Raw genomic sequence first — 25,990 nt, 5'->3', positions numbered from 1 at the left:
CGCAATCGACGCCTGCGCCGGGGCGCGTCAGTGCTTGCCCAATTCGCCGTTTCGGCTGACTCCTCGCAGAAAAACTACAGTCGTGTCGGAGATGACCTGCACACAGCGCAGCCGACGGCCCGGTTTTTGATGTGTGGCCTGCGCGTGTGGCAGCATGACAGCTCATGCCCTCTGCTCTATTGGCCATTGCCACCACGCTGCTCTTCGCAGTGCCAGCTCTTGCCGCAGGTGCTGCCCACGACCGTGTCAAGGCCGCTGCGGAAGCCATGGGAGGAGAGGCCCAACTTCGAACCCTCCAGGGCCTTCGCATCCAAGGCGTGGGCCACTGGAACCTCTTGGAGCAGTCCGAGCGGCCCTCGCCGCCATTCCTTGTCCTCTATGAGCAGTTTGACGAGGTGCGTGATGTGCAGCACGGACGCATGCACCTGACGAGCAAGAGGCGGGGGGCGTCCTTCGAGGACTGGAAGCCGCTGGTCACGGTGCTCGCCAACGGCGTGGTAGCCATGGGGCAGGAAGGGCAGTTGCGCTCCGCAGGGCCCGCGCAACTTCAAGACGCGCGGGAGCGCTTGGACTTCGCGCCCGAGCGCGTGCTGCTCACCGCCCTGGATGCAAGTGATCTGCGCTCCGAGAAGGATGTGGTGATGCAGGACGTGTTGCACCACGTGGTGGCCTTCCATCACGGCCGCGTGCGTGTCCGCCTGTTTCTCAACGCCAACACCCAGTTACCTACCGCGGTGGAGACGGTGGATGCCCACCCCGAGGACACCTTCTGGAGTGTCTGGGGGGATGTGCGCACGCTGCTGTCCTTCCAGTCCTGGTCACTGGAAGCAGGGGGCCTGCGCTACCCTCGCAGCTGGGACTGGGAGCGAAACGGCCAAGCCTACCACTCACAGGTGGTGACGGCAGTGGCACTCAATCCCCCGATGAAGGAGGGGGACTTCGCGCTGTCGGAGGACGTGAAGAAGGTTTTCGAGGCGCGCGGCGCAAAGCCGTTTGAGAGCATGCCGCTCGGCCGCCCGGATGCGCCGCCCGTGGAGTTGGTGGAGGGCGTGCTGCAGATCCCTGGGCGTTGGAACATCACGCTGGTGAAGCAGGAGGACGGAATCGTGGTCTTGGAGGGGCCGCTGACCTCCGGCTATTCGCAACGCGTGTTGGAGGAGTGCTCGAAGCGCTTCCCCAACATGAAGGTCAAGGCTGTCGTGTCCACCAGCGACGCCTGGCCTCACGTGGGCGGCCTGCGCGAGTACGTGGCGCGTGGCATTCCACTGGAAGTCCTGGACATCAATCGCCCCCTGGTGGAGCGATTGGTGGCCTCGCCGCGCACGATGTTGCCAGACTCGCTTGCTCAAGCCTCCCGAGCCGCGAAGCTCCGCGTGGTCAGCAAACGCAAGGTGCTGGGCTCAGGGAAGAACCGGTTGGAGCTCATCCCCGCGCGTACCGAGACGGGTGAACGCATGCTGTTCGTTTGGATGCCAGAGCACCAGTTGCTTTACACCAGCGACCTGGTGCAGCGCCTGCCGGATGACTCGTTCTTCAACGTGCAGCAGGTGTCCGAGGCGGTAGATGTGGCCACTCGCGAGACGCTGGCGGTGACACGCGCCTTCGGCATGCACCTGGGCCCCACGGAATGGGAAACCCTTACCTCCGCCGTGGAAAAGGCCCGCGCCCCCGTCAAGACTGCACTACCTTGATTGAGGGTCCGACTTGACCGGTAATAACTACTTCCCTGGTTTGTTTGCATTAGCCGGTATTCCTCTGTAGGCTTTGGGTGAGGCGTCTATCCCAGGCGCCTCGCGGAGCCGCTCGTCTTGGGTTCAAGGCGGGTGGACTTCGCACACACCACACCCCGAGGTATGCCATGAAGAAGATCTCCGTTCGCAAGGTTGAGACCTTGAAGACCACGGCCGCGTTGTATGCCTGCTCCAGCTGCGACATGTGGTGTGACATCATGACGACTCTCGGCATGGGCAGTCTCTTCGGCGTCGATGCCTGATGAAACGGGGGTGAGCCGCGCTCGCCCCATGGGCGCACCTGGACTCCCTGGTGCGCCCAGTCTTTTCTGCCGTGCTCTGGCTGGGAACAGCGGAGCCGTGAGTGTCCTGGTGGGTGCTGATGGCTGACTATATGGCCGACTCGCGAATCTCTGTCTTCCCCTTCACCCGTCGCGAGGAGGGGGGAGAGGTCATCATCGGTCGACCTGATACGGCCGTGTTTCTGGCCCTGCCCGCCGAGGCCGTCGCCCTGCTCGATGATCTGGCGGGAGGCTCGACGGTGGGTGAGGCCCGTGCCCGTTACCAGGAGCGCTGCGGCGACGACCCGGACCTCCAGGACCTCCTGGGCCGCCTGGAGCATGAGGGCTTCGTCTGGCCGGAGGGCGGAAAAGGTCCCTCGCGGGGGAACCAGACACCGTTGCGCTTCCACTTCGAGAACATTCCTGAGTCGTTGGCCCGCCGCGTCTTCAGTTGGCCCATGCTCGCGGTGTATTGCGTCATCATTGCTGCAGGCGCCGCGCTGTTGCTGACACAACCGGAGCTCATGCCCGGCTGGCGAGCCCTCTTCTTCACGCAGCACATCACCCTGTCCTATCTGCTACTGACGGTGTTGGGGTATCTGTCTGTGTTCCTCCACGAAATGGCCCACTTGCTTGCGGCCCGTTCGCTGGGGGTGCCATGCCGTCTGGGGGTGGGTAACCGTCTCTGGCTGCTCGTCGCGGAGACGGATATGACAGGCATCTGGCGCGTGGCGCCGCGACAACGTTATCTGCCATTTCTCGCGGGCCCGATGCTGGACGCGGTCTCTGCGTCACTCCTCCTCTTCGTTGCATACGCCGCCCAGCATGGCGTCTTGACCCTGTCGCCGCTGGGCGCTGCGCTCGTCCAGGCCATGCTGCTGCGCTATCTGATGGGCATCGCATGGCAGTGCTACTTCTTCGTCCGCACGGACTTCTATTACGTCATCTGCAACGTCCTGGGCTGCAAGAACCTGCTGGGCGACACGGTCACCTTCTTGAAGAACCTGGCCTCGCGCGCCCTCCCGTGGTTCCGCTACGAAGACCAGTCTCACATCCCCGCGCACGAGCGGCGTGCGATCCGCCTGTACTCGGTCGTCTGGCTGGGGGGCCGCGTGCTGGCGCTGACCGTGGGCCTCAGCATTTCCCTGCCCCTTCTCTGGCACTACGGGCAGTTGCTCTTCGGTGGTGCCTCAAGCACGACCGGCGCGCCGGGCCTGCCCACCAGTGTGGACGTGCTTGGCATGACCCTCGTCGCGCTCGGCCCGCAGCTGCTTGGCATGTGGTTGTGGTTCCGCTCCTTCCGTAAACCCCAAGAGGTCTGATCCATGGTGGCTCTCGTCAATGCCCTTCCGTTCGTCCCCGGCGGCGTACTCCTCGTCGAGGCTCCACGCGGCCGTGCACGCACCGAAGCCCTGCGGCAGTTGCAGGAGCAGGCCCGGGGGCAGGGTGGCACCTGTTGGCTGTTGGAGTGCGACCGTGATGAAGGAGGGCCCTGGGCTGGCCTGAGTGACCTCATGACCGACCTGGTGCCGGAGGTCCAGGCTCGCGCCCCGGAACTGGTGCTCCGCTACGACTACGAGCTGGTGCTCGTGGTCCCAGAGCTTCAGCGCACCGTCACCGTGCGCAACCCGACCCTCACCGACATCAGCCCCGAGGCGGAGCGCACGCGCAACTATGCGGCGGACCGGGCCTATCGCATCGGTCATGGTCTCATCGACCTGTTGGATGCATGGCGGCCCAGGAGCGATGGCAAGCCCTGGGTCATCATCTGCGACAACTTCGAGCGGGGGGGCGCCCTGGTGCGCCAGTTCTTCGCGGACCTGATGCGCCGCCGTGGCAAGGCGCTGAACGTGAAGCTCGTGCTCGCCGTGGCGCCAGGGATGGGCGACTTGACGCGCGCGCGCTTCGACGCGTCCACTCCCCTCCAGCGGGTGACGCCCGATCTCCCTGCGGACCCTCCGGCGCCTCCGGTGGATCCGAAGGAGATGGCGGCCCAGGCACGCGCACTCGCGCCAGAGGCCCCGGACATGGCGGGTCTCGAGCGGGTCCTGCCCCGGCTGATTCGCGCCTGGCAGCGGAGTGACGAGCCCCAACGTGCCCTGCTGCCGCTGATGCAGGCCCTGTCGACCTACACGACGCGAGGCATGTACGAAGACGCCATCCTCTACGGCGAAGCCGCTCTGGCCAACCTGGAGCGCCACTGTCCCGAGGCATTGGACAAGCGCATGGCCATCTACATGAAGCTGGTGAACTGCTACGCGGGACTGGGCCGCTCGGCAGAGGGGCTTCAGGTGGCGGAGAAGGCCATGACGCTCACGGACGAGCCAGCGCACCTCTACCGCTGGTGCTACATCCTTTCCATGTTCCATGCGCGCTACCTGCCCAAGCGCGACTTGGCGCTGGCGGAGCAGTACCTGGAAAAGGGCCGACGCTACATCCAGCAGGCGGACCTTCCGTTGCACACGCGCCTGTTCCAGACAGCCTTCAACCGCAATGGCCTGGCGCTCGTGCGCCACTTCCAGAAGCGCTACTCCGAGGCCATTTCGCTGTGCAATGAGAGCTTCGCCGAGCTGAACCAGCATCTGGGGCCGGACGAACACCTGCTCCACCGCTCCGTGCTCCTCTACAACGTGGGGCAGGTGTACTCGACTCTCGGCCGACAGGAAGACGCCATCCAGATGTACACGGAGGCCATCCGCATGGATCCCAATTACTCCGAGTATTACAATGATCGCGGAAGCCTGTATTTGAAGCTGGAGCGGTGGGCGGAAGCGGAGCGTGACTTCCTCAAGGCCATCGAGCTGAGCCCTCCGTACATGGAGGTGCTGACGAACCTGGGGCAGTGCTACCGGCTCCAGGGCCGTCTGGAGGAAGCGCTCCGCACGCTGTCTCACTCACTCGATCTGCTCCCGCAGCAAGTGATAGCGCGGGTGCACCGCGGGCAAGTGTATGAGACCCAGGGCCGGCCCGAAGAGGCCCTGGTGGACTACGACGTGGCGCTTGCGCTGGACGACACTCAGGGGCTCGTCTTCGCGAGCCGCGCGGTGTTGCACTACGAGGCCGGTCGGATCGATGCAGCCTTGGTCGACCTGGACCGCGCACTCACGCTGGAGCCCGAGATGGCGGACCTCTACCAGAACCGGTCTGTTGCCTTGGCGGAACTGGGCCGTCTGGCTGATGCCGAGAGAGACCTCCACACGTACCTGCGGCTGAGCCCTGCGGCCGAGGACCGTCCGGAGGTGGAGCAGAAGCTCGTGGAGTTGCAGGCTCGCATGGCAGCCGCCTGATTCAGGCCTCGGCTCATTGAGTCGGGGTCCAGGGCGAACCGACGTTGGTGGCTTCGACTCGACACCTGGGTCAACGCGGCTGGCCTGACGGGCACACCCAGATTGACCTAACCAGCCAGCCTGCAGCCGCCGGCTGACGCGAACGTTCCAGCGCGCCGGCTACGACCTGAGCTACCGCGAGTTCGAGGGGCCGCATGTCGTGCCCGAGGACATGACGCGCGAGGCGGTGAGCTGGTGGCTGGACGGGGCGGTCCACTGACCCCGCCGTGACATCCCCAGCGCCATGGCCGCGAGGACGACGAGCCCCATCCACGCATGCCGGGATGCGGCTTCGATCCATGGCCCCAGGGGCGTGCTCACCCCCAGGGCCCGTTCGAGCACCCAGCCACATGCCGCCACGCCGCCCACCGCCGCACCGCCGATGCGGAGCACGGTGAAGCCGCGCCCCCGGCTCCACAGCAGGAGCCAGGGCAGGACGAGCAGCACCACCGCGGCCTGCATCGCCTCGATGCCCAGGTTGAAGCCCAGGATGCTCAGCGCCAGCGCCCCCGAATCGAACCCCATCCCCGCGAGCACCGTCGCGAACGCGAGCCCGTGCACGAGCCCGAACGCGACCGCCACGAGTTGCTCGCGGCCCGGGAAGAGCGGGCACACCGCGTGCACGGCGGACACGAGGATGCTCACCGCGATGAGCACCTCCACGGGCTGGCTCGGCAGGCGGAGCACGCCCACGGCCGCGGCCGCCAGCGTGAGCGAGTGGCCCACGGTGAAGGCCGTCACCACCCCGAGGACGCGCTTGAGGCTGGACCCCAGGCGGTCCGGCTCCCGCCACCGGCCCCCGCGCGCGCACAGCGACGCGGGCAGCAGCAGTACGAGCAGGAAGAGCAGGTGGTCCGTTCCCTCCGCGATGTGGCGCACGCCGAGGCGGAAGACGGCCTGGAAGCCCGTCCACCACGAGCCGTGCGTCCGGTCGATCAGCAGCGACGGCGTCTGAGCGCTCACCGCGCCCACCATTTCCTGGCCCTCGCCGAAGAGGCCGGTGTGGAAGTCGCGCCGCACCGACACGAGCGCGCGGTGGTTCATCACCTGGTGCAGCACCAGCGTGTCGGTGAGCGTGAACACGCGCGCCGAGGCCCCCGGGGGCGCGCGCAGCGTGACGTGCGCGACGAAGCAGTCACCGTCCTGGATGCGCTGCACGCCCACGGTGCCGACCTCCACCTGGAAGGGATGGCCGTCTAGCGTGCTCGCGCCGAAGTGCTCACGGACGTAGGCCGGGAGCTGCGCCGCGCGCTCGCGGAGGACTTCCGCGGGCACCGCGTCGAAGGAGCCCGTCAACGCGAGCGCGAGCTGATCCAGGGGCAGCTGGAGCTCCGCCTCCACCGTGTGCTCCCCGAGGTCGAGGAGCACGGCCGTGTCGCGCACGAGGTGCGCGTGCGCGGACACCCCCGCCAGGAGCACGGCGAGGCCCAGCGTCCATGCCCAACCCTTCGTCGTCCTCCTGGCAGGGGCTGTGCTCATGGGGTCAGCTGGTTCCCATAGTCCGTCTGCTTGTCACGGTAGAGGGTGTGGTAGTGCGTCTGGTCCCGGATGACGACGCCGCCCTGGCAGGCCACCTCGATCCAGACGCGGGGCCCGTCGATGCGCATGTAGGTGCCATTGACGTCCACGTTGACGCCCTCGGACTTCGTGCCGGCCCAGGACACGTAGGTGTGGGCGTAGGCGTCCTCGGACGTGTACGCCGCCACGAGCGGGTCGGCGATGGCGGGCGCGAAGTCGCCCACCCACTTCTTGATGGCCGCCGTCACCAGGGCCTGCTGGCTCGCGGAGAGCGTGGAGACGAGCACGCCCGCCTGGGCCGGGAAGACGACCTTTGAGTAGCTGCCCGTGCCGAACTCCACCGGCCCGAGCACGACGTCGGAGTAGCTCCCGGGCAGGTACGCGGCGTCGAGCTGCTCGGCGCTCAGCGAGCCGTACAGGGCCACCATCGCGTCGCCATCGTCCGCGAGCGGCGCGTAGGACTCGCCGTTGAGGGTGAAGGTCCCCTTGGGCTCGGCGCCGATGTGATTGGGCGTCGGGTAGCCCGTGCCGTTGAGGTACGTCACGTTGTAGGCCAGGTGGTGGCCGCCAATCTGGAGCATCCAGTTGCCCGTCGTGGACGGGGTCCCGATGAACGCGATGACGTAGTTGTCCGACCCGTAGGCGAGCACGAGGCCGCCCATGCCTCCGTCCCGGGGCGGGCCGCCCACGCCGCCGTCACCGCCGGGGGGCGGACCGCCCGTCCCGCCATCGCTCCCGGGAGGCGGGCCGCCGGTGCCGCCGTCCTGCGCGTTGAGGTAGTCATCCGCCGCGAACGCCCCCCTCATGTCCGAGTACCCGTCGGGGGTGAGGACCAGGGCCGCGAGCTTCAGCTCGGCCTCCTTGCTCTCGTCGCTCAACGTGCCCCACGTCAGGCCGTTGCGCGTGACGCCAGGCAGGTTGGACCAGTACGTCTTCGCGACGTTGTCCGTCCAGGCGGAGACGAGCGAAGTCCGCTGGTCTTCCGTCAGCGTGGCGAGGAAGGCATTGGACGCGCAGACCACCTGCTCGATGTGCGTCGTGGCCATCGAGCAATCCGCCGTCGTGACCCCTCCATCCGTACCGGGGGCCGGGTCTCCATCGCAGGCGCTGAGGGCCAGGAATGAGCAGCTCACTCCGAGAAACAGCCATCTGACAGCATGTCGTTGCATTCACTTCCCCTGGGCAAGGGTTCGCCAGGGTCTGCTTCTAGTGATGAGTCCTTAAGCAATCCTGAAGCAGCCGCGCGCATCGACGGGGAGGGGTGTTGCGGACGCCTGCGCAACCCGGCATTAGGATTGACGTCAACTTCAATTCACCACCCACCCGAGCGCCCCATGCCGGCCACCGACTTCCAGCCCGCGGATCCCGCGTACGCCGAGCGCGTGCGCGCCAGCTTCGCCCTCCAGACCGCGATGGGCACCTTTGGCGCGGAGCTCACGCGCGTGGAGGCCGGTGAGGTGGAGGTGCAGCTGGCCTGGGCTGCGCACCTCACCCAGCAGCACGGCTTCCTGCATGGGGGCATCATCGGGGCCGCGCTCGATTCGGCCTGCGGCTACGCCGCCTCCACGCTGATGCCGGCCGACGTGGGCGTGCTCAGCATTGAATACAAGATCAACTTCGTCGCGCCGGCCCGCGGCCAGCGCTTCCGCCTGGTCGGCACGGTGGTCAAGTCCGGTCGCACGATCAGCGTGGTCGAAGGCCGGGCCTACGCCGTCGAGGGCGACCGCGAGAAGCTGATCGCGACGATGAGCGCCACGGTGATGGCGGTCGCCGGCCGCGACGACGTCAAGTCGTAGCGCACGCCTATTTGTCAGGCGCTGTCGAGCACTCCTGAAGCGGCCGTGCGGGAGCAAGGCCTCCCCTTCCGTCGGGGAGGGAAGGCCTGCTCGACCCGCGGGAGCGACTTCGCTCAGTACAGGTAGCTCAGCGCGGTGCGGTCGGAGCTGCTCCACTCGCCGCTCTCGTTCGAACGGAAGCAGGAGTTCATGACCGAGCCGCCCGTGGTGGCCGTGGTGGGCGTGCCGGGGATGTGGATGGCGCCCACGTTGGAGGCGCCCTCGTCACCGCCGCTACCGCAGCTGATGGCCCGGTTGTAGTAGTCGGTGTGACGGAAGCCGATGGTGTGGCCGATCTCGTGGGTGATGACGTGCTCGTTCACGTCCACGCTGTAGTCCTGCAGGCCGACGCCGATGTTGATGGTGCCGTAGGGCTTGCCGCCCTTGGGGAAGCCCGAGGAGCCGCCGACGCCGGACGTGGTCTTCGCGGCGATGCTCGCGCTGCAGCCGGTGGCCGGGCCGCGCACCAGGCTGAAGGAGAGGCCCTGGCTGTTGTAGTTCTCGATGGCCAGATCGAGCCCTTCGCTCAGGCGGCTGTAGCTGTTGAACGTGGCGGTGGGATTCACGCAGATCTTCGTCACGCTGGTGCCGACGAGGTTGGTGGTCCGGTACTGCTCCACGGTCTCCTTGCTCGGCAGGATCATCTCGCGGGACGCCTCGAGCGTCACATGCGCGTCGCGCCCCACGTACACGTCGCCGTCGACGACCATGATGTCGTTCTCGGGGAAGCCGGCCTCGATCAGGTTGGAGACGATCTCCTCCTGGGCGCCAGGCTGCGAATCGGTCTCGCCACCGCAACCCGCCAGCAACGCGCCACAGCTCACCACCAGGACTGCCGCACTCTTGAACATGGTGTTCTCCCTCGCCTGGACCGAATCGTACTTCCCGGTTTCTTGGAATATTCTACGTGAAATATCCAAAATACAAGAAAATCCAAGCAGGTGGGATTAGAGTGTCAAGCAGGCAATGTCCGATGAAACACCACATGGGCCTGTATCAGGCCCACCCGGTGGGATGCCTTCTTGGGTTGTCTGACCTGACAGAGCTGCTTCGTCACCCTCAGGGTGGAGGTGCCTCTGAACTCCCGGACAGCAGGTCCGCCTGGAGCATCTGCTCCTCGCTCGGCGAGAGGTCGAAGTGGCGGGCCGCCTCCGTGATGATCTGGACCAGGGGAGTCTGCGGCTCCTCGGCTCTCCGCACCGCGATCCTGCGGGCTGCGTTGCGCAGCGCCTCTCCCTGGGGCTGAAGGCTTTCACGCATGTCGGAACCTCACTTGAGAGAGCAACCGCGCCATGCGGCCCCTCTCTCAACGGTTCGGATGCACCCGCGCCAGGGCAAGGTCGGCAACGGAAGTGGGAGCAGGCGCTTCCCGGCATCCCCCGCCTGCGGGAAGCGGGCGGCTCGCAGGGCGGCGCGTGTCTTCCTCCTGGTTCGCGAGCACTTCAGTTTTGGGGTTGGACCGCATTCCAAGGAACGAGGCAACGGACATGGCAGCGCAAGACATCCCCGGCTCCGGACAGCAGATAGGAAGCCCCACGAAGCGCAGGACGTCCGTCCCGCTCGACGAGCGCCGCCGCATGCGCCACGAGTCCCGAACGTCGCAGACCTACAAAGCCTTCCTCAAATACCTGTGCGACGTGGGCAAGCTCCCGAGCGAGCAGGCCGCGGAGGACGCCGCCGTGTCCGTGCTGTGCGTGCTGGAGCAGCGTCTCGTCGGCGAAGAGGACGACGACCTGGAGGCCCAACTGCCCATGAAGCTGCGGGAGCTCCTGGTCCGGTGCGACCGTCACGAGGCCGGTCCCCCGCCCCAGAAGTTCGGCAGGGCGGAGATGATGTCGATGGTGGCCGACGACCTGGACATGGAGCCCGAGGACACCGAGCCCCTCATCCGCGCCGTCTTCAGTGCCATCCAGGCCCAGATCTCCACCGGAGAGAGCGACGACATCGCCGGGGAGCTGCCGCCGGACCTGCGCGACCTGTGGGCTCGCCCCGCCTGACGGAGCCCTCCGTCATTCCACCCGCTGCTGATACTTCTCTGGGCAAAGGGCCATCAAGGTTATGAGGAATGCCCATGAGCAATGAGAGCACGCCTGCCGAGACCGAAATCTTCGAGCCTACGTTCTGGCGCAAGAACGGCTGGTCGGCCAGGGTCATCAAGAACGAGGAGGACGACGGCTGGGCCGTGGAGATCCGCAAGCAGGGGATCTCCGAGCCCGTCCTCATCAGTCCGTGGGTGATGGGCCGCGACAAGAAGAATCCCAAGCCCTTCGATGCGACGGCCTTCGCGACCTTCGTGAAGACGGCCTCAGAGGTCCTGGACCGCTCCGCGCGACAGCGCGACCAGGCCATGACCAAGAAGCTCTCCATCGCCTGGGAGGGCTGCTGGTACGAGGTCCGGCTCGAGATGGTGGCCGATGAGTATGAGCCCCACGCGCTGCTCTCGGCCATCGACGACGCTGGCGCGACCGTCGCGAAGCATCGCGTGCCGGTGAACTTCAAGTTCACCCGAGACGTCGCCAACGCGTGGGTGCGCGGCGGCTTCCTCGAGCCCTGAGCGGTTTGTTTGCTGTAGCGCAAGCTGGAGCTGCGAGGTGAAGTCCAACGAGACGATCCATCTGCGCGCGAAGTAGGCTGTGCGCATGCTCAAGGTCTACGGCTTCTCCCGAGTGCACAAGATGGCCCGCGGCAAGACCCGCGACCTGCGCGTGTTGTGGGCGCTGGAGGAGATGGGTCTGCCTTACGAGGTCGTGGGGATGGATCATCCGCGGCACGACCTGGATACGCCCGCGTATCGCGCGCTCAATCCGTTCGGACAGATTCCGGTGATCGACGACGACGGCGTGGTCGTCACCGAGTCGGGCGCGATCCTGCTCTATCTCGCCCGCAAGAGCGGCAAGCTGATGCCGCGCGACCTCGCCGGCGAAGCGCAGGTGCTGCGCTGGTGCGTCGCGGCGCTGAACACGATTGAAGTCCCGATCCTGACCGCGTGGTTCGTCGACCTGAACGGCGGCAAGGGCACCCAGGCGAGCGATGCGCTTCGCCAGTGGGGGGACATGCGCCTGAAGCAGCTCGACGGCTGGCTCGCGGGCAGGGAGTTCGTCGCGACCGACGCGTTCACCGTCGCGGACATCTTGATGACGCATGTGTTGGGCGCCGGCATCGACGAGAGTGTCGTCAAGGACCATCCCAACGTGCTCGCCTTCCAGAAGCGCTGCATCGCGCGCCCGGCCTGGAAGAAGACGTTCGACGCCTACTGCGACCGCGTCGAAGCGGGCTGAGCGCGGGGCGCGTCGTCATCACCGTCGGAGCGGAGGCCTACGGCCCACAGCCCAGCCACTCGAAGAACGCGGCATGGGCGGTGACGGCTTCGGGCGGGATGTTTCCGACGGAGCGCTGGAGGCAGTAATAGGACTTGAGCTGCGTGTCCGCGGCCTTCGTCCCCTTGACGCTGGCCACGCTGGCCACGGTGTCGAGGGGCGAGTGGTCCGGCGGGCTCATGCGCTCTCCATGGGAGCACGAGGGCGCCCTCGTGCATTGCCAGCGTACCGCATGCCCCCAGGCTGGGGACGTCCGTCCGATGCCTCATGCTTGAGCCTGTCAGGCCCGTTCCGCGAACGCATCCCGAAGGGTGGGCTCCAACACATGCGCCATCCCCGGGCCCTGTATCCGCCGACGGCCGATGCCCCTATCAATCCGCCTCACGCGGCAGGCCGAGACGCTTCACGCCTGTCGTGCCAACCGCAGCACCCGTGAGGCCTCTCAATGAGCAATGAACAGTTCCACATGCAGGGAGATCAGACGATGGGCGACGCCCTCAAGACCCGCATCGTCGACGCGGTGCGCGAGCGCGTCGTTTCCGGACTGGAGGAGCGGATTGGCACCGAGATTCGCGAGCGCGTCGGCGACGCGGTCCGCAGCGCGTTGAGCGAGCGCGCCATGAACATGCAGCAGGGGCTGGGCGGCGGGCAGCCGGTCGACCCGGGCACCCTCGCCGAGGCCATCCACAGCCGCCTCGCCGACGTCATCCACGAGCGCGTCACCAGCGGCGTGCACGAGCGCGTCCGCGAGGTGCTCCGGGACCGGCTGGGTGAGGTGCTGCGCGGCGCCCTGGCCGAGAACTGGATGAGCATCCAGCAGGCGGGCGGACAGATCGATCCGCACCGCATCGCCGAGCGCGTGCGCACCCGGCTCGAGGACGCCCTCCGCGACAGGCTCGGCTCCATCGTGCGCGAGCGCGTGCGCGACGCGATGCGCGAGCGGCTGGGCGAGGCCCTGCGTGTCGCGATGACGGAGCGGAGGATGGGGATGGAGGGCTTCGCTCCGGTGGACTCCGAGCGCATCGCCGACGCCATCCGCACCCGGCTCACCGATGCCGTGTCCGAACGGATCCACACCGCCGTGCGCGAGCGGGTGCGCGACGCGCTGAAGGAGCGGCTCGCGGATGCGCTGCGCTCCGCGCTGTCCGAGCGCAGGATGCAGGCCATCGACCCGGAGCGCATCGCCGACACCCTCCGCGACCGCGTCGCGGACGGCATCCGCGACCGCGTCCAGAGTGGCCTGCGCGAGCGCGTGCGCGACGCGCTGCGCGAGCGGCTGGGCGACGAACTGCGCGCGCGGATGAGCGAGCGGATGAGCGAGCGCACCATGGGCTTCGCGGGCATCCCCTCGCAGGCCTTCGGCCAGATGGACCCGGAGCGCATCGCCGAGGCGATCCGCGGGCGCCTGGTCGACACCCTCCACGAGCGGCTGTCCAACAACCTCCGCGAGCACCTGCACGAGGCGCTGCGGGAGCGGCTGGGTGATGCCATCCGCGAGTCGATGAGCTCGGTGGGCCCGATGGGCCCCACGATGCGCGGCGGCTTCGGTGAGCAGCACCTGGGCGGCTTCCCGTCGCAGGGCCCCGGCCAGATCGACACCGAGAGCCTCGTGGCCGCCGTGCGCGAGCGCGTGGGCGATGAACTCCGCGAGCGCATGGCGGACGTCGTCCGGGAGCGCGTCAGCGAGGCGGTGCGCAAGGAGATGAGGAACGGCAGCGGCGCCCAGGCCCTGTCCTGATGAGCACCGCGTCCCGCGGCCGCGCAACGGCCTGACGGACGCGGGGCCCGGACCTCCGCGCCGACGGTGGTCCGGGCCTCCCTCGGCCTTCGCGTCATTCCCAGACAGGACTCGCGGGGTGTCCACCGCTGGGGCGGGGGAGGCCTTCAGTCCGGCCAGTTGCCTTCGATGGGATGGGGGCCGTCGGTGAAGGCGCGCACCAGGTGGGTGCCGCCGACGAAGGCGCCCGCCCACGAGCCGCCCTTGCCGCCGAAGGACTCCTCGCGGTCGCCCCGCGAGCGCAGCGCGTTGATGCCGACCTTGAAGGCGTGGAGCCGCGAGGCGATGCGCTGGGCGAGCCCGGGGTCGTCCGTCGCCACCGAGGCCACGAGCGCGCCGTTGGAGACGTTGGCCTCCCGCACCAGCTCCTCCTCGGAGTCCACCGACACCAGGACGTCGACGGGGCCGAAGGGCTCGCGCAGGTAGAGCTCACTGTCGCGCGGGACGCCGAAGAGCAGGACGGGCGGCAGATACGCGCCCCGCTCCTGCCGCGAGGTGAAGGCGTCTTCCGCGAGCTCGCCCTGATGCAGCACCGCCGTGCCCCGCGCTCGCGCTTCGGCGATGAGGGCGCGGAGCTCCTCCGCCTTGCTCTGGGAGATGAGGGGCCCGAAGTCCACGTGCGAGCCCAGGACCGGATTGCCGACACGCAAGCTCGACACGGTGTCCACATACGTCCGGACGAACCTCGGGACGAGCGACTGTTCGACGACCCACCGGGTGTAGGCCGTGCAGCGTTGCTTGCCGAAGTCGAAGCCCGCTCGAATCTGTCCTGCGAGCGCATCCCAATCCGTGAAGTGCGTGATGGCGTAGGCGTTCACGCCCTCCATCTCCAGCGCGTAGCGCTTGTCCGTGTCGCGCAGGCGGCGGTGGACCTGCGCACCGTTGGCGCGGCCGCCGATGAAGGCGACCCCCGCGATGCACGGATGGCCGACGAGCGCCTCGGAGAGGTCCCTGCCGCGCCCGCCGACGAGCGAGACGGGGAGGCCCGCGCGGCGCAGCAGGGCGAAGGCGAGCGTGAGGGAGACACCGCCGCCCTGGGTCGGAATCTTCGAGATGACCGAGTTGCCCGCGAGCGCCTGCACGAGCACGTTGAGCAGCAGCACGGAGAAGGGATAGTTCCAGGAGGCGATGTTCGACACCAGGCCGAGCGGCTTCCGGCCGTCGAGCATCGGGCCCATCCGCTCCAGGTACCACGCGATGCCCGCCAGACACCGGTCCACGTCGTTGTAGGCCGTGGGCAGCGTCTTGCCGATGTCCCACGCCAGGATCCGCACGAGCAGGTCACGGTGCGCGTGAAGCAGCACCACCGCCTCCGAGACGGCTTGGGCGCGGTCCTTGAGCGGGCGGGCCGCCCAGGGCACGAACTCCGCCGCTGCCTGCTCGACGCCCGCGGCCACCTGGGCGGCGCCGAGCAGCGGCAGCTCCGCGATGACGCTGCCGTCGATGGGTGAGCTGGCATTGAACCAGGCAGGCGGTTGGATCCACCGTCCCGCGACGGGTGAGAGCAGGCGGCCCCGGGCGTCGAAGGCTTCAGGGAGAGCCCTCCGGGCTTCGGTCAGCAGGTGGCGGCTCTCCAGATGAAGCAGGGGTTCGCCAACAGGTTCGGTATTCAGCACGGGTGTCCCTCCTCGCGCGTGGGTTGCGCTTTCCGAATCAGTTGAAGCCCGGCCCATGACGAGCCGCGGCATGAGCGCAATATCGTCATGCGCGCTTCATCTGTCTGGAGAGGCAGGCAAGGGCCTGACGGGAGGGTGCCCGGGACGGACGGCCCGGGGGAACTGGACCTGCGTGGTGGAACGGACGGTGCGACGGGAGCCACGGCAAGCAGGCGCCTGAAGCGGGCGGGAGCCGGACGCTCCCGCCCGCCCCTGCGGCGCCCGGAGCTCAGCAGTCCAGGGTATACGACCGGGTGTCACCGCCCGGCCCGGTGACCTCGATGTTGTTGGAGCCGTTGAACGACGAGGAGAACGTCCCTTCGCTCGTCTGCGTCGTCACGGACCCCGCCGACGGGCACTGGTTGGCGCAGCGCTGGTAGCCCGAGACGTTCGACGTCGAGCTGAGGCCGTTGCGCGTGGACGTCGACTGGCTGTCCAGGGTGAAGCACCCGCTGCCCGTCACCCACGTGACCGTGCTCTGGGAGGATCGCGTGTCGAAGCGATCCGGCGAGTAGCTGTTGGAGGTGATGGTCACCTGGCGCTGGTTCCCGTTGGGAGGGGTGCCGGCGATCTGCATGGAGAGCGTGTACGGCGCTCCGTTGATGGTGAGGTTGGAGGAGGTGGCCGTGATGCCGAGCTGCCCCTGGTTGTCCGCGAGCACCAGCTGCACGTTGCCGGAGAGCTGCTGGAGCGCGACCTGCGCCGAGCAGTTGTTGAAGGTGTAGTTCACCGTCGCGCCCGACGCGGTGGCGGTGGCGCACCCGGCGGGTGTGAAGGTGGATGAGGCGTTCGTCGCGAGCTGGGCGGCCGCCGCGTTCACGTCGACGGGGGCCTGGGGCTGCCCGCTGGCGATGGACTGAGCCAGCACCCCGCCGATGCTGTAATACCAATAGCCGTAGACCGGATCGACCCAGGCGTAGCTCCACGCCGCGTCGTACGCCCCGTAATACGGATCGTAATAGGCGGAGTCGTAATAGTACGGGTCGTAGTAGGCGTCGGAGCAGCCGGCGGTTGCGAGCAGCGACAGGAACCCCAGCGCCCATTTCATCTTCTTCATTGTGCCCCCCATCCTGTTTGTCTTCTGACCGCCTGCTCACCGAGCGGTGGGCGTGCAGGGCCGACCGATGTACCGAGTCCTCTCGGGAAGTCGGAACCGGGACCAAGGTGGAAACCGCAGGCCCGCGCAAGTACTGGCCCACGGAATGGCACGAGTGCGGACTGGCGGTCATCCGCGTCACGTGCCGCGCGTGACTGAAGGCGAGGACACCCGCGCTCGTGTTCCACGCAACCGGGAAGCAGGCGGGTGCGGATGCTCATGGGCCCTGCGGGCCTGGGGGACGCTGACCTGAGCTCGCGGTGCGCTGTGTCAGCGATATTCGGCGAAAAAGGGCCGTGTCGATCCTGCGCGCGGCCGTTCGTCGTCCCGACGAAACGGGCCTTCTGGCCCGGCTTCATCCACCCACCGACGACGAAACGAGGAGAGTCCCATGCGCTTTCTGTCCCTGGTCCGCGTGCAGGAGAGCCCCGAAAACAGGCCCAGCGAGCGGCTGATGACGGAGATGGAGAAGCTGCTGCATCAGATGGGCGACGAGGGCGTGCTGCTGGACACCGCCGGCCTGTTCCCCACCTCCCAGGCCGTCCGCCTGCGCAACAACCGTGGCAAGCACAGCCGCACCGACGGGCCCTTCACCGAGACGAAGGAGATGGTCGGCGGCTATGCGCTGTTCAAGGCCGACTCGATGGACGAGGCCCTCGCGCTGACGAAGCGCTTCCTCGCCGTCCACGGTGAAGAGTGGAACGTCGAGTGCGAGGTGCGGCAGGTGGTGGATATGTAGGCCGCCGGCAGGTGTCGTGAATGCCGTGTGCGCCGGCCGGCCGACGCACACGGTGATGCTGTCCACCGGCCGGGGCTGGAGGCGTCGTTTTGCGTCGATGTCTACCTGGGGCCCCGGCCTGGGGAATGACGGACAGGTCAGGTAATCTGGTTGAAACCGGTTTCTGATACTGGATGCAAGGACGACCATGAGACTTCCCACGGGCCTCCGGGTGGTGGTGGATGCGCAGTCGAAGCCCTGGTACGGCGTCATCGCCGGCCACCCGGAAGCGGGCACGTATCATGTCCGCATCGGGGGCAGCTCCCGCGTGGTGCCCGTCCGCGCGGAGCGGCTGCAGACGCTCCCGGAGCTCGACACCTTCCACGAGTCGAAGCTCAAGATCATCGAATCCAAGGGAGAGAAGGAGGGCTTCGGTGCCCAGGACGTGCTGGGCATCGAAACGCTGGCGCAGGACGTCTGTCGCGCCTTCGCGCCCGCGAAGCACGTCTTCCTGTGCCTTGGCAATTCGCCGTTTCCCCTCTGCTACTACCTGGAGACCTACAAGGACTGCCGCGTCATCTACATGCCCATGAGCAACGTGGAGTGCCTTTCGCTCAACGTCACGAATGCGCACAACAGGGAGATCACGCGGTTGACGGAGGAGGCCGCGGAGTCCGGTGGCTCCGAGTCCGAGCTCATCGAGAAGCGCTATCAGTCCAAGGTGAACGAGAAGGGGGGCGAAGCGAAGCTCAAGCAGTGGCAGCTGGAGGAGCTTCGGGAGGATGCGGAGGGCGAGATCCGCGGGCAGCGCGCGGAACTCGAACGGGAGCGCGCCATCGCGATCTTCAACCTGCGCCGGAGCAGCTTCCAGGAGCACTTCAAGGTCCCGAAGTACCTGAGCCGCTTCACCGACTACGTGAGCCGGTTCATCGACTTCGACGAGCTCGTCCGCAAGGACCTGGGGCTGGTGGTCGTGGACTTCGTCACCTCGGGCAATGCCATCCTGGGCGTCAGCGAGGGCATCAAGGCGCTGCTCCGCAAGCGGGGGGAGGGTGACGCGCGCTGCACGACCTTCGGGCTGCGGGCGGCTCCCAAGCTGCCGTTGAAGCTCGATGCGTGTGTCCACATCGACGACGACAGGAAGCGGACCTACGCGAACAAGTGCCTGCTCAAGGTCATCCACGAGACCTACAAGAAGCTCAAGCTCCTGCTCTGTGACACGGGGACGGTGAACTTCGCGGACCTGTTGGACAAGGACAAGGCCGTGATGCCGGAGCGGCGCAGCAGCTACATCCTGTTCAAGCTGTTCGAGCGGGCCCGGAAGCAGCTCTTCGAGGCGGAGCGCGGCTTCCTCAAGTTCGCCAGAGAGGACGTCTTCGGGGAGTGATTCGCGTGCCTGGCCACCCGCCGGCACGCCGCCCGGTGAAGTCGGGGACGGCAGGTCCACCCCCATCGAGGACAAGACCGATGTGTCCTTGCGTGGAGGGCCCGGGGTGACCTGCGGTACACCATCACCCGGCTCGCTGCAGGGGTCCCCGCGGATGAGGGGCATCCTGCGCCGCGGAAGAGGGGACATGGATCGCATCGAGGCGATGAAGGTGTTTGTCACGGCGCTCGACGAGGGCAGCCTGGCGGGCGCCGGCCGCCGGCTCGCGCGCTCGCCGGCTGCCGTGAGCCGTGCCATCGCGTTGCTGGAGCAACACATCGGCGCCGAGCTGCTGCACCGCACCACCCGCACGCTCAAGCTCAGCGAGGCAGGTGAGCGCTATGCGTCCGCGTGCCGCCGCATCCTGGCGGATCTCGAGGAGGCCGAGCTGAGCGCCGCGGGCGACCGCGTCGCTCCGCGGGGGACGCTCACGATCTGCGCGCCACCCATCAGCGGCGAGGAGATCCTGCGGCCCATCCTCGACGCCTACCTGGATGCCTACCCCGAGGTCTCGGTGAACCTCGTCCTGCTCGACCGGTACGCCAGCCTCGTCGAGGAAGGCATCGATGTCGCGCTGCGCGTCGCCGAGCTGCCCGACTCCTCCCTCGTCGCCGTCCGTGTCGGTGGCGACGTGAAGCGGGTCATCGTGGCATCGCCGCGCTACCTCGCCGGGCATCCGCCCATCCTCGAGCCGGCGGACCTGGGCAAGCACCGGATCATCACCACGACGCACTTCGGGCATGATGCGTGGGTGTTTCCGCCAGCCGCCGGGAGCGCCATCTCCCGCTCCGTGCACTTCAAGCCGCGGCTCGTGGTCAACAGCGTGCGGGCCGCACTTGCGTCCGCGGTGGACGGCCACGGCGTGACCCGGCTCTACACGTACCATGTGGCGGAGCGCGTCCAGGATGGCTCGCTGAAGGTCATCCTGCGCAACGCCGAGCCGTCAGCCCTCCCCGTGCACCTCCTCACTCCGCAGGGTCGCATGTCGGTGCCCAAGGTCCGCGCCTTCGTGGACTTCGCGGTGCCACGCCTGCGCGCCGAGTTCTCGAGGCTCTCCGTGCAGGCCCATGCCTTCCAGGGCTGACGGGAACGGCACCCCGGGCAGGGGGCCCCCTCGGGTGCACAGGGGACGGAGACCGCCGGGGCTTTGGCGGTCTCCGTGCGGATTCACGACGTGCCCGCGGCGCGCCGCTTGCGGAACTCGAGCGCCGGCAAGCCGCCCCAGCCCCAGTCCTCCAGCTCGACCTCCTGGATGACCACGTAGGTCGAGTCGAGGGGTTTGTTCAGCACGTCGAGCAGGAGCTGGCTGGTGCCTGCAATCAGGCGGGCCTTCTCCTCGGGCGTGACGGAGTCCCGGCCGGGGCCGGAGCCCTCACGGGTGATCTGGATGGTGACGATGGGCATGGCAGGCTCCCTTAGCGGCCGGCGTTCTGGCCGCCGTCGACGTAGAGGATCTCGCCCGTCGCGTAGCTGGCACCCTCGAGGTAGAGAACCGCATCCGTGACGTCGCTGACCTCGCCCATGCGCTTCGCGGGGTTCAAGGTGGCGAGGAACGCGTGGGACTCCGGCGCGTGGATGGGGGTCTTGATGAAGCCCGGGGCGACGGCGTTGACGCGGATACCCCTCCCGGCGAACTCGACCGCGAGCTCGCGGGTCACGGAGCTGATGCCGCCCTTGGTGAGGTTCGCGAGCCCCGTCGGAACGCCCGCGATGGCCTGGTTCACGAAGGGCGTGGTGATGCTGACGATGTGGCCGGAGCCCTGCTTCACCATCTGCACGAGGGCGCGCTGCGTGAGGTGGAAGAAGCCACCGAGGTTGGTCTTGATCATCGCGGTGAAGTCGTCGGCCGTGTAGTCCGTGAACGGCCTGGCGATGAAGATGCCGGCGTTGTTGACCAGCGTGTCGATGCGCCCGAAGCGCGCCATGGCCTCCTTGACCACGCGCTCGGCGGTAGAGGCATCGCCGATGTCGCCCGCGACGGCGAGCACTTCCGGGTCGCTGCCCTGCTTGATGGAGCGGGAGGTCGCGACGACGCGGTAGCCGCGGCCCCGGTAAGCCTCGACGAGCCCGGCCCCGATGCCCTGCGACGCGCCCGTGATGAGGGCGACCTTCTGGTGGGAGTTCATGATCTTTCCTCGTTGCTACGGCGAGCCGGAGTGCCGCCGTCGGCCCTGGCATGGGCGTCGAGGAGAGACTTAAGAGGCGGCGTCTGCTGACTGAAGACCCACCGCCCGGCAGGGACTCTTCCGCCGCGTGGAAGAATCCCGGTGCGCGGGGCTCTCGTGAGCCTCCGGGGTCAGCGCCTCAGCGTTCCGTTCGCCCGGAGCTGATGGCCGATGCGGCGAATCTCCGCCTCCCCCTGGCGCAGGGCGCCAGCGCTGGTGTGCACCGAGTAGTTCCCGAGGACGAGATCGTGCGGATGTTTCGCCGCGGAGCCGAGCACGAAGACCGTGGCGCCCTCGGCGACGAAGTCGATGGACCTCTCCGAGGGCTCGAAGATCGCGAGCTCGCCGCTCGGGATGGGCGAGGGGGCACGCAGCACGCCTTCGTGCACGGCAACCCAGGCAAGCAGTGGATTTCTCAGCGAGGGGATGGCACCACGCAACGCGCTCCAGGCCCCCGAGCGCGTTTGCCGTCACAGCCCCGAGGGAAAATTGGAATCGAAGCGCCCCCGGAAATGTCAGACCGACACGGTATGAATCTCCCTGCGCGGCGCCATTCAGGACGCCGTCGAAAGGGTTGCCTTCACAATGCATAAGTCATGGATCTCCCTCGGGCTTCTGGTCGGCATGGCAGGGGTCGGCTGCGGGGGGCTCGACGAGGCCGAGGCGGTGGACTCCTCCGTGCCTACGGACGCAACCTCCCAGGTCACCCAGAGCCTGATCACCCAGGTCACCGGCACCAGCACGGTCACCTTCGTCGCCACGTCGGGCAACGAGACGAAGCCCTACGACCAGTCCGCCACGTCGGTGGTGGCCTACATGCGGGATTCAACGACCGGGGCGTTCACGGCCTATCCGGGCACGGGCTCCGCGGACGGCACCGTCTCCGTGCCGAACGTCCCTTCCGGCCGCATCTACCTGAAGCTGGGCTCGCGCTACCTGGTGAGCACCGGCCGCGCGTTCGACCTGGGCTCCACGGAGTGGGGCCGCGATGGCGCCTTCGCCTCGCTGCCTACCCCCGTGACGGTGTCCGCCACCGGCCTGTCTCCCTGGCAGCCGGGGGACTACCTGGAGATGTATTCGTTGAACCCGGGCGCGTTCGGCTACATCCACGGCGGCGCCACGGGGTTCCCCCTGGCGGGCGCCACGTCGCTCTCCGGGCTGAGCTTCAATTACGCCGACATGCTCAACCCGGTGCTGCTCGACAGCAGCCGCGGGGATGTGTTCTCGCTGGCGCAGATGCGGTGGCAGACGAGCGCGAATGGAGTGCCCTACCGCGCGATGCACAAGGTGCTCGCCACGAGCATGACGCAGGTGGAGGGCCAGCCCGTCACCGTCAGTGGCACCTTCACCCAGCCCGTCGCGACAGGCACCTTCGCGGTGGACTGGAGACGCTCGGCCTTCGAGGCCCTGCGCACCCAGGTGAACCCGGGCGCGCTCAGCACGTACAACGAGATCTGGATGTCCGCCCGGCCGGCCGCGCTGAGCTCGGCGATCGCGTCCATCAGCGGGCAGCCACTGCTCGTGAAGCTCAATCCTGACACGCAGCGGACCGACATCGTCACGGGGAGCATGACCTACAACAACCCGCTCCCGGCGACGTGGCAGAAGGTGGCGCTCGTCGCCGCGGGCTTCACGAAGAGCTACGCGCTGGGAACCGCGACGCCCTACACCATGAGCGTGGACATCCGCGTGGATCAGGAGGCGAGCGCGTTCACCGCCGCGCCCGTGCAGCCCCTCGTCGGGCCGGTGCAGGCGCCCCAGGTGAACACGCGCGGCGCGTTCCAGGACCTCACGGGCGTGGGGGCCGACGCCTCGCTGCGCTGGTCGAAGCCGCTGGTCGGCACGGCCACGAACTACGTGGTGAACATCTACCGGCTGGGCACGAGCAACGGTGCCACCACCGCGACGCGCGTGGCGGTGCTGCACACGGATCTCCAGAGCGTGTACCTGCCCCCGGGCGTGTTGCAGGCGGGCCAGACGTACTTCGCGGAGATCCAGAGCTGGTACCAGCCCGGCTCGGACCTCGCGACGAGCCCGTTCAAGCGCTCGCTGCCCCGAGGCCGCGCCAGCGTGCTCACCGGCATGTTCAGCCCGTAGTCGCTGAAGTCCAGGGAGGGAAGGGAGCCTGCTCCCTTCCCTCCTCACGGGCCGCATCGCTTCAGCGAGGCCCTGAGCGCGAAGTGATAGACACCGCCAGCCCGCGATGGACCAGCTCCGCGAGCTGCGAACCCGCGGCCTCCAGATCGAATTGGTGATCCTCCAGCCACAGCCCCATCGCGCCGCAGAGGGCCGTGGCGAGGAGCAGGCTTGTCATCCGGGCGTCCACACCCGCTCGGATCTGCCCCAGCTCCATGCCTTGTCGGATCCACTTCTCCAAGGCGCGAATGGTCTGCTGCCGCAGTGTCGCGAGATCGTGACCGCGCCCCGGCCGGGTCCCGGGCTCGGACAGGACGATCCGCAAGGCGCAGAGGCGCGAAGGGTCCGACGTGGGCCGTGCGAAGAAGGACCCGAGCATCTTCAGGAGGGCGGGCAAGCCTTCCTCCGTTTCAAAGGCATCCATCGCCGCGCGGAACTCCGATGCGACGTATCGCATCAGCTCGTGCAGGAACTCCGCCTTGGACCCGAAGTGATGCGCAGGCAGGCCCCGGCTGTAGCCGGCGGCCTGACCGACCTGCGCGAGCGTGAGGGCCTGGGGGCCCCGCTCCGCGACGAGCCGTGCCCCCGCCGCCAGCATCCGGCGAGCGGCTTCGTCGCGTCTCTCTTCTTGCGTCCTGCGCGTCCGCCGAACCGTCATGTCCGTCCTGGAGTGCGTTCCTGAGGGGACTTCAAACCCCGCATCCGGTGCTTCATGCGAGCAGGACGATCTTGCCAAGAACCTGGCCGTCCTCCAGCACCTCATGCGCCCGAGCCGCTTCCTCCAGGCGGAAGGTCCTCCCGACCCTGGGGACCAGCTTCCGGGTGACGGCCAGCCCGAACAGCGCCTGTCCCGCCTCTGCCAGCTCCGCCGGTCCCATGGAATCAAGACTCAGGAGGCAGAGGACGGGTGACTTCGCGAAGTTCGCGAGGAGGCCCATCCCGAAGTCAGGAGTGGGAAAGCCCGCCGCGACGCCGTTGATCACGTAGCGACCGTTGGGGCGCAGCTTCTGGAGGAAGGTCCCCAGCTCCGGGCCGGCCACCGGGTCGATGATGATGTCGAACCCACCGGGAACGTCGGTACCGGCCTGACGGACGATGACGCTCTCGACGCCCAGGTCCGCCAGTTGCCGTGCCCGCGCCGCCGTGGTGAGGGCCGTCACCCGCGCACCTTCGAGCACCGCCAGTTGGACGACGCTCAAGCCGATGCCACCTCCCGCGCCTCGGACCAGGAGCCGCTCCCCGGGCCGGAGCCCCGCGCGCAGCAGGGAGAACTTCGCCACGAGCCCGTTGATGCCCAGGGCGACAGCCTCCACGGACGACAGTCCCGAGGGAACGGGGATGAGCTGGCCCGGATCCACCGCGACCCTCTGCGCATAACCTCCGGTGCGGACGAGCGCGAAGACGTGCTTGCCCATCCACTCGCGCGCGACGCCTGGGCCCGCGTCGATGACCCGGCCCGCGACCTCGGCGCCTGGAACGAAGCCCGGCCGGTCGAAGCCTGGAAACTGGCCGCGCCGTTGGAAGACGTCCACCAGCCCGACGCCCGAGGCTTCCACCGCGACAACGACCTCGCCGGCCCTGGCGACCGGGTCCGCGACCTCTCCAAGGACCAGCCCCTCGGGCCCTCCCAGCTTCTCCACCGTGACGGCCTTCATCCGACCTCCAGGAACGGTTTGACTCCCCAGTCCATAAAATTTGCTTGTCGCGATAGCAAGTAAGTTTGCCCGCGCCCACCGGGAGCCCTTCACGGACACACCTCCTGCGAAGGCCCCCACCGTGCAACTCTTGTCGTCCGTGCAAGCCTTGCCGGTCCCCACGCGCCGGGGACATGCAAGGCTTGCCGTCCTTCGCGGCCTCCGTCGACGCGCCCCCTGGGACGCGGCGTTGGCATCTTCGTTGCTCATGCACCGTCACGTTCCCCGCTGGCGACCCGGCCGGGACGAACCCCGGCCAGCAGGACGCATCGCTGGCATTCCTCGACGCTGAACGGAGAAACGTCATGTCTACGAATCACTTCGCGCGGAAGCTGTTCCTGGCGGCCCCCCTGTGTCTCTTCGCGGTGGGCTGCGGTGGCGAGATGATGGACGAAGCCGCGGCGGGCGAGTCCGCCGGTGAGGCGGTCAACGAGGCCGCCGCCCCGGCCGCTCCCGAGGACGCGTCCCTCGCGACGAGCGAGCAGGGTGTCAACCTGGGCGGCACCTACTGGTGGGGCACCTCCGCCAACGGCCTGACCTCCACCAGCATCGGGACCTCCACGGACCGGACCTGCTTCCTGACCGGCATCCAGGGCAACCTGAAGGGCACCAGCTGGGCCGGCGCGGGCGTGTTCCAGTACGCCGGCAACTGGCAGATCTTCGTCAACCACACCAACAGCAAGGCCCTGGGCACGGGCGTCCAGTGCATCAACACCGACACCAACCGGACCCCGGAAATGGCCTGGTACGACGGCCAGGCGGCGAAGCTGCTGGGCGCCGTCACCGCGTCCCGCCGCTGCTTCCTCACGCAGGTGGAGGCCGCGGGTGGCTTCACGGCCAACTCCGACTACGCCCGCGTCTGGAATGACGGTTACAACTGGTACCTGGGCGGCAACCTGGGCGCCTCCGGTGGCGCGCGCGCCATCTGCGTGGACGTCCCCACGGCCCAGGGCGGCTGGCTGTGGATCGCGGGCAACCCCGGCACCTTCACGCACAACCTGGACTACAACCCGGGCGGCGTGGCCTGCCTGCTGTCCGGCATCGGCGGCAACTTCAGCACCAGCGACTTCAGCGACGGCGTGTCCATCGACTACAACAGCGGCACCCGCTACTGGGAGATGACCGTCAGCAACAGCAAGCGCGGCTGGAGCAACTGCGTCAAGTAGCCCCACGGCACTGACGTCTGGAGGCCGGGCGCAGGGGGAGGCCCGGCTTCGTCGTGCTCATGCCCAACGTGCTCTACCGCGGGTCTTTCGCGCGCGCGACACCTGCCACTTCACATTCCTCGTCCTCCTGCCGAAGCAACCGGTGGCGCA

General features: G+C 67.9%; 26 protein-coding genes. 14 read left to right on the top strand and 12 right to left on the bottom strand.

Translation table 11 applies throughout. The features are described 5' to 3' along the window. Positions 1 to 164 precede the first annotated feature (164 nt). The 4 genes from D7V97_RS05235 to D7V97_RS05225 all read left to right on the top strand — a co-directional run bounded on the left by D7V97_RS05235 (position 165) and on the right by D7V97_RS05225 (position 5,298). Entirely contained in the window at positions 165 to 1,691 is a 1,527-nt protein-coding gene (locus D7V97_RS05235) for an MBL fold metallo-hydrolase (protein WP_147444692.1), read from the top strand. Positions 1,692 to 1,858: 167 nt separating this feature from the next. After that, the gene (locus tag D7V97_RS46455) at positions 1,859 to 1,993 is read left to right on the top strand and encodes a hypothetical protein (protein WP_255424751.1); all 135 of its coding nucleotides are present in this window, start codon (positions 1,859 to 1,861) and stop codon (positions 1,991 to 1,993) included. Between the two features lie 119 nt (positions 1,994 to 2,112). After that, positions 2,113 to 3,333, top strand: a complete 1,221-nt coding sequence (locus D7V97_RS05230) for a hypothetical protein (protein WP_147444691.1) — start codon at positions 2,113 to 2,115, stop codon at positions 3,331 to 3,333. Between the two features lie 3 nt (positions 3,334 to 3,336). Beyond that, a complete protein-coding gene (locus D7V97_RS05225; RefSeq protein ID WP_120609482.1) occupies positions 3,337 to 5,298 on the top strand; it encodes a tetratricopeptide repeat protein in 1,962 nt (653 codons plus the stop codon). A 171-nt stretch (positions 5,299 to 5,469) separates the two neighbouring features. On the opposite strand, the gene D7V97_RS05220 is transcribed toward D7V97_RS05225, so the two are convergent. Together D7V97_RS05220 and D7V97_RS05215 are read right to left on the bottom strand one after the other, a co-directional pair. Further along, positions 5,470 to 6,816, bottom strand: coding sequence for a HupE/UreJ family protein (locus D7V97_RS05220; protein ID WP_147444690.1), 1,347 nt, complete (start codon positions 6,814 to 6,816; stop codon positions 5,470 to 5,472). Then, positions 6,813 to 7,901, bottom strand: a complete 1,089-nt coding sequence (locus D7V97_RS05215; RefSeq protein WP_158623279.1) for a DUF3500 domain-containing protein — start codon at positions 7,899 to 7,901, stop codon at positions 6,813 to 6,815. Before D7V97_RS05215 ends, D7V97_RS05220 begins: the two co-directional genes overlap by 4 nt. 288 nt (positions 7,902 to 8,189) lie before the next feature. On the opposite strand from D7V97_RS05215, the gene D7V97_RS05210 reads away from it, so the two are divergent. Next, positions 8,190 to 8,651, top strand: a complete 462-nt coding sequence (locus D7V97_RS05210; RefSeq protein ID WP_120609479.1) for a PaaI family thioesterase — start codon at positions 8,190 to 8,192, stop codon at positions 8,649 to 8,651. A gap of 113 nt (positions 8,652 to 8,764) precedes the next feature. Here D7V97_RS05210 and D7V97_RS05205 read toward each other — a convergent pair whose 3' ends face one another. Both D7V97_RS05205 and D7V97_RS05200 read right to left on the bottom strand, forming a co-directional pair. Continuing rightward, the gene (locus D7V97_RS05205; RefSeq protein ID WP_120609478.1) at positions 8,765 to 9,541 is read right to left on the bottom strand and encodes a zinc-dependent metalloprotease; all 777 of its coding nucleotides are present in this window, start codon (positions 9,539 to 9,541) and stop codon (positions 8,765 to 8,767) included. Positions 9,542 to 9,749: 208 nt separating this feature from the next. Beyond that, positions 9,750 to 9,950, bottom strand: coding sequence for a hypothetical protein (locus D7V97_RS05200; protein WP_120609477.1), 201 nt, complete (start codon positions 9,948 to 9,950; stop codon positions 9,750 to 9,752). 227 nt (positions 9,951 to 10,177) lie between these two features. Here D7V97_RS05200 and D7V97_RS05195 point away from each other — a divergent pair, with 227 nt between their 5' ends. From D7V97_RS05195 to D7V97_RS05185, 3 genes are all read left to right on the top strand, one after another. Then, complete coding sequence (locus tag D7V97_RS05195; protein ID WP_120609476.1) at positions 10,178 to 10,687, top strand: DUF2267 domain-containing protein; 510 nt, start codon at positions 10,178 to 10,180, stop codon at positions 10,685 to 10,687. Positions 10,688 to 10,761: 74 nt separating this feature from the next. Further along, positions 10,762 to 11,244: a hypothetical protein gene (locus tag D7V97_RS05190; protein WP_120609475.1), complete on the top strand. Its 483-nt coding sequence runs from the start codon at positions 10,762 to 10,764 to the stop codon at positions 11,242 to 11,244. 85 nt (positions 11,245 to 11,329) lie between these two features. Beyond that, complete coding sequence (locus D7V97_RS05185; RefSeq protein ID WP_120609474.1) at positions 11,330 to 11,968, top strand: glutathione S-transferase family protein; 639 nt, start codon at positions 11,330 to 11,332, stop codon at positions 11,966 to 11,968. Between the two features lie 37 nt (positions 11,969 to 12,005). On the opposite strand, the gene D7V97_RS05180 is transcribed toward D7V97_RS05185, so the two are convergent. Then, positions 12,006 to 12,188, bottom strand: coding sequence for a hypothetical protein (locus D7V97_RS05180; protein ID WP_120609473.1), 183 nt, complete (start codon positions 12,186 to 12,188; stop codon positions 12,006 to 12,008). A 264-nt stretch (positions 12,189 to 12,452) separates the two neighbouring features. On the opposite strand from D7V97_RS05180, the gene D7V97_RS05175 reads away from it, so the two are divergent. Next, on the top strand, positions 12,453 to 13,745 hold the full coding sequence (locus tag D7V97_RS05175; RefSeq protein ID WP_120609472.1) for a hypothetical protein: 1,293 nt from the start codon (positions 12,453 to 12,455) through the stop codon (positions 13,743 to 13,745). A 146-nt stretch (positions 13,746 to 13,891) separates the two neighbouring features. Here D7V97_RS05175 and D7V97_RS05170 read toward each other — a convergent pair whose 3' ends face one another. Together D7V97_RS05170 and D7V97_RS05165 are read right to left on the bottom strand one after the other, a co-directional pair. Then, positions 13,892 to 15,400 carry an aldehyde dehydrogenase family protein gene (locus D7V97_RS05170; RefSeq protein WP_120609471.1) on the bottom strand — a complete coding sequence of 503 codons (1,509 nt, stop codon included), beginning with the start codon at positions 15,398 to 15,400 and terminating at the stop codon, positions 13,892 to 13,894. A 268-nt stretch (positions 15,401 to 15,668) separates the two neighbouring features. Then, positions 15,669 to 16,496, bottom strand: a complete 828-nt coding sequence (locus D7V97_RS05165; RefSeq protein WP_120609470.1) for a hypothetical protein — start codon at positions 16,494 to 16,496, stop codon at positions 15,669 to 15,671. Positions 16,497 to 16,926: 430 nt separating this feature from the next. Between D7V97_RS05165 and D7V97_RS05160 the strand changes: the two genes are divergently transcribed. From D7V97_RS05160 to D7V97_RS05150, 3 genes are all read left to right on the top strand, one after another. After that, positions 16,927 to 17,274, top strand: coding sequence for a YciI family protein (locus tag D7V97_RS05160; RefSeq protein WP_120609469.1), 348 nt, complete (start codon positions 16,927 to 16,929; stop codon positions 17,272 to 17,274). Positions 17,275 to 17,461: 187 nt separating this feature from the next. Continuing rightward, positions 17,462 to 18,640, top strand: coding sequence for a hypothetical protein (locus D7V97_RS05155; RefSeq protein ID WP_120609468.1), 1,179 nt, complete (start codon positions 17,462 to 17,464; stop codon positions 18,638 to 18,640). 187 nt (positions 18,641 to 18,827) lie between these two features. After that, positions 18,828 to 19,763 (top strand): LysR family transcriptional regulator, encoded by a 936-nt coding sequence (locus D7V97_RS05150; protein ID WP_120609467.1) that lies wholly within the window; start codon positions 18,828 to 18,830, stop codon positions 19,761 to 19,763. A gap of 83 nt (positions 19,764 to 19,846) precedes the next feature. On the opposite strand, the gene D7V97_RS05145 is transcribed toward D7V97_RS05150, so the two are convergent. The 3 genes from D7V97_RS05145 to D7V97_RS05135 form a co-directional block, all read right to left on the bottom strand. After that, positions 19,847 to 20,083: a 4-oxalocrotonate tautomerase family protein gene (locus D7V97_RS05145; RefSeq protein WP_120556902.1), complete on the bottom strand. Its 237-nt coding sequence runs from the start codon at positions 20,081 to 20,083 to the stop codon at positions 19,847 to 19,849. 11 nt (positions 20,084 to 20,094) lie between these two features. Next, a complete protein-coding gene (locus D7V97_RS05140) occupies positions 20,095 to 20,805 on the bottom strand; it encodes an SDR family NAD(P)-dependent oxidoreductase (RefSeq protein WP_120609466.1) in 711 nt (236 codons plus the stop codon). A gap of 170 nt (positions 20,806 to 20,975) precedes the next feature. Then, positions 20,976 to 21,221, bottom strand: coding sequence for a hypothetical protein (locus D7V97_RS05135; RefSeq protein WP_199728712.1), 246 nt, complete (start codon positions 21,219 to 21,221; stop codon positions 20,976 to 20,978). Between the two features lie 208 nt (positions 21,222 to 21,429). Between D7V97_RS05135 and D7V97_RS05130 the strand changes: the two genes are divergently transcribed. Beyond that, positions 21,430 to 22,941 (top strand): ABC transporter substrate-binding protein, encoded by a 1,512-nt coding sequence (locus D7V97_RS05130; protein WP_120609465.1) that lies wholly within the window; start codon positions 21,430 to 21,432, stop codon positions 22,939 to 22,941. 61 nt (positions 22,942 to 23,002) lie between these two features. On the opposite strand, the gene D7V97_RS05125 is transcribed toward D7V97_RS05130, so the two are convergent. Both D7V97_RS05125 and D7V97_RS05120 read right to left on the bottom strand, forming a co-directional pair. Next, a complete protein-coding gene (locus tag D7V97_RS05125) occupies positions 23,003 to 23,638 on the bottom strand; it encodes a TetR/AcrR family transcriptional regulator (RefSeq protein WP_120609464.1) in 636 nt (211 codons plus the stop codon). Between the two features lie 52 nt (positions 23,639 to 23,690). Further along, positions 23,691 to 24,635 carry a zinc-binding dehydrogenase gene (locus D7V97_RS05120; protein ID WP_158623278.1) on the bottom strand — a complete coding sequence of 315 codons (945 nt, stop codon included), beginning with the start codon at positions 24,633 to 24,635 and terminating at the stop codon, positions 23,691 to 23,693. Between the two features lie 344 nt (positions 24,636 to 24,979). On the opposite strand from D7V97_RS05120, the gene D7V97_RS05115 reads away from it, so the two are divergent. Beyond that, the gene (locus D7V97_RS05115; RefSeq protein ID WP_120609462.1) at positions 24,980 to 25,840 is read left to right on the top strand and encodes a hypothetical protein; all 861 of its coding nucleotides are present in this window, start codon (positions 24,980 to 24,982) and stop codon (positions 25,838 to 25,840) included. Positions 25,841 to 25,990: the final 150 nt, after the last annotated feature.

Source organism: Corallococcus sp. CA053C (genome assembly GCF_003611675.1).
Taxonomy (GTDB): domain Bacteria; phylum Myxococcota; class Myxococcia; order Myxococcales; family Myxococcaceae; genus Corallococcus.
The sequence above is the reverse complement of the archived record's forward strand: the minus strand, read 5'-3'. Positions and strand labels throughout refer to the sequence as shown.

What these genes read in the sequence shown, in the direction of transcription:
- D7V97_RS05200 (WP_120609477.1), bottom strand. Translation starts at nt 9,950, where the DNA reads ATGCGTGAAAGCCTTCAGCCCCAGGGAGAGGCGCTGCGCAACGCAGCC.
- D7V97_RS05175 (WP_120609472.1), top strand. Translation starts at nt 12,453, where the DNA reads ATGAGCAATGAACAGTTCCACATGCAGGGAGATCAGACGATGGGCGAC.
- D7V97_RS05220 (WP_147444690.1), bottom strand. Translation starts at nt 6,816, where the DNA reads ATGAGCACAGCCCCTGCCAGGAGGACGACGAAGGGTTGGGCATGGACG.
- D7V97_RS05185 (WP_120609474.1), top strand. Translation starts at nt 11,330, where the DNA reads ATGCTCAAGGTCTACGGCTTCTCCCGAGTGCACAAGATGGCCCGCGGC.
- D7V97_RS05145 (WP_120556902.1), bottom strand. Translation starts at nt 20,083, where the DNA reads ATGCCCATCGTCACCATCCAGATCACCCGTGAGGGCTCCGGCCCCGGC.
- D7V97_RS05155 (WP_120609468.1), top strand. Translation starts at nt 17,462, where the DNA reads ATGAGACTTCCCACGGGCCTCCGGGTGGTGGTGGATGCGCAGTCGAAG.
- D7V97_RS05180 (WP_120609473.1), bottom strand. Translation starts at nt 12,188, where the DNA reads ATGAGCCCGCCGGACCACTCGCCCCTCGACACCGTGGCCAGCGTGGCC.
- D7V97_RS05210 (WP_120609479.1), top strand. Translation starts at nt 8,190, where the DNA reads ATGCCGGCCACCGACTTCCAGCCCGCGGATCCCGCGTACGCCGAGCGC.
- D7V97_RS05195 (WP_120609476.1), top strand. Translation starts at nt 10,178, where the DNA reads ATGGCAGCGCAAGACATCCCCGGCTCCGGACAGCAGATAGGAAGCCCC.
- D7V97_RS05230 (WP_147444691.1), top strand. Translation starts at nt 2,113, where the DNA reads ATGGCTGACTATATGGCCGACTCGCGAATCTCTGTCTTCCCCTTCACC.
- D7V97_RS05120 (WP_158623278.1), bottom strand. Translation starts at nt 24,635, where the DNA reads ATGAAGGCCGTCACGGTGGAGAAGCTGGGAGGGCCCGAGGGGCTGGTC.
- D7V97_RS05190 (WP_120609475.1), top strand. Translation starts at nt 10,762, where the DNA reads ATGAGCAATGAGAGCACGCCTGCCGAGACCGAAATCTTCGAGCCTACG.
- D7V97_RS05165 (WP_120609470.1), bottom strand. Translation starts at nt 16,496, where the DNA reads ATGAAGAAGATGAAATGGGCGCTGGGGTTCCTGTCGCTGCTCGCAACC.
- D7V97_RS05205 (WP_120609478.1), bottom strand. Translation starts at nt 9,541, where the DNA reads ATGTTCAAGAGTGCGGCAGTCCTGGTGGTGAGCTGTGGCGCGTTGCTG.
- D7V97_RS05160 (WP_120609469.1), top strand. Translation starts at nt 16,927, where the DNA reads ATGCGCTTTCTGTCCCTGGTCCGCGTGCAGGAGAGCCCCGAAAACAGG.
- D7V97_RS05140 (WP_120609466.1), bottom strand. Translation starts at nt 20,805, where the DNA reads ATGAACTCCCACCAGAAGGTCGCCCTCATCACGGGCGCGTCGCAGGGC.
- D7V97_RS05235 (WP_147444692.1), top strand. Translation starts at nt 165, where the DNA reads ATGCCCTCTGCTCTATTGGCCATTGCCACCACGCTGCTCTTCGCAGTG.
- D7V97_RS05150 (WP_120609467.1), top strand. Translation starts at nt 18,828, where the DNA reads ATGGATCGCATCGAGGCGATGAAGGTGTTTGTCACGGCGCTCGACGAG.
- D7V97_RS05215 (WP_158623279.1), bottom strand. Translation starts at nt 7,901, where the DNA reads ATGGCCACGACGCACATCGAGCAGGTGGTCTGCGCGTCCAATGCCTTC.
- D7V97_RS05125 (WP_120609464.1), bottom strand. Translation starts at nt 23,638, where the DNA reads ATGACGGTTCGGCGGACGCGCAGGACGCAAGAAGAGAGACGCGACGAA.
- D7V97_RS05225 (WP_120609482.1), top strand. Translation starts at nt 3,337, where the DNA reads ATGGTGGCTCTCGTCAATGCCCTTCCGTTCGTCCCCGGCGGCGTACTC.
- D7V97_RS46455 (WP_255424751.1), top strand. Translation starts at nt 1,859, where the DNA reads ATGAAGAAGATCTCCGTTCGCAAGGTTGAGACCTTGAAGACCACGGCC.
- D7V97_RS05130 (WP_120609465.1), top strand. Translation starts at nt 21,430, where the DNA reads ATGCATAAGTCATGGATCTCCCTCGGGCTTCTGGTCGGCATGGCAGGG.
- D7V97_RS05115 (WP_120609462.1), top strand. Translation starts at nt 24,980, where the DNA reads ATGTCTACGAATCACTTCGCGCGGAAGCTGTTCCTGGCGGCCCCCCTG.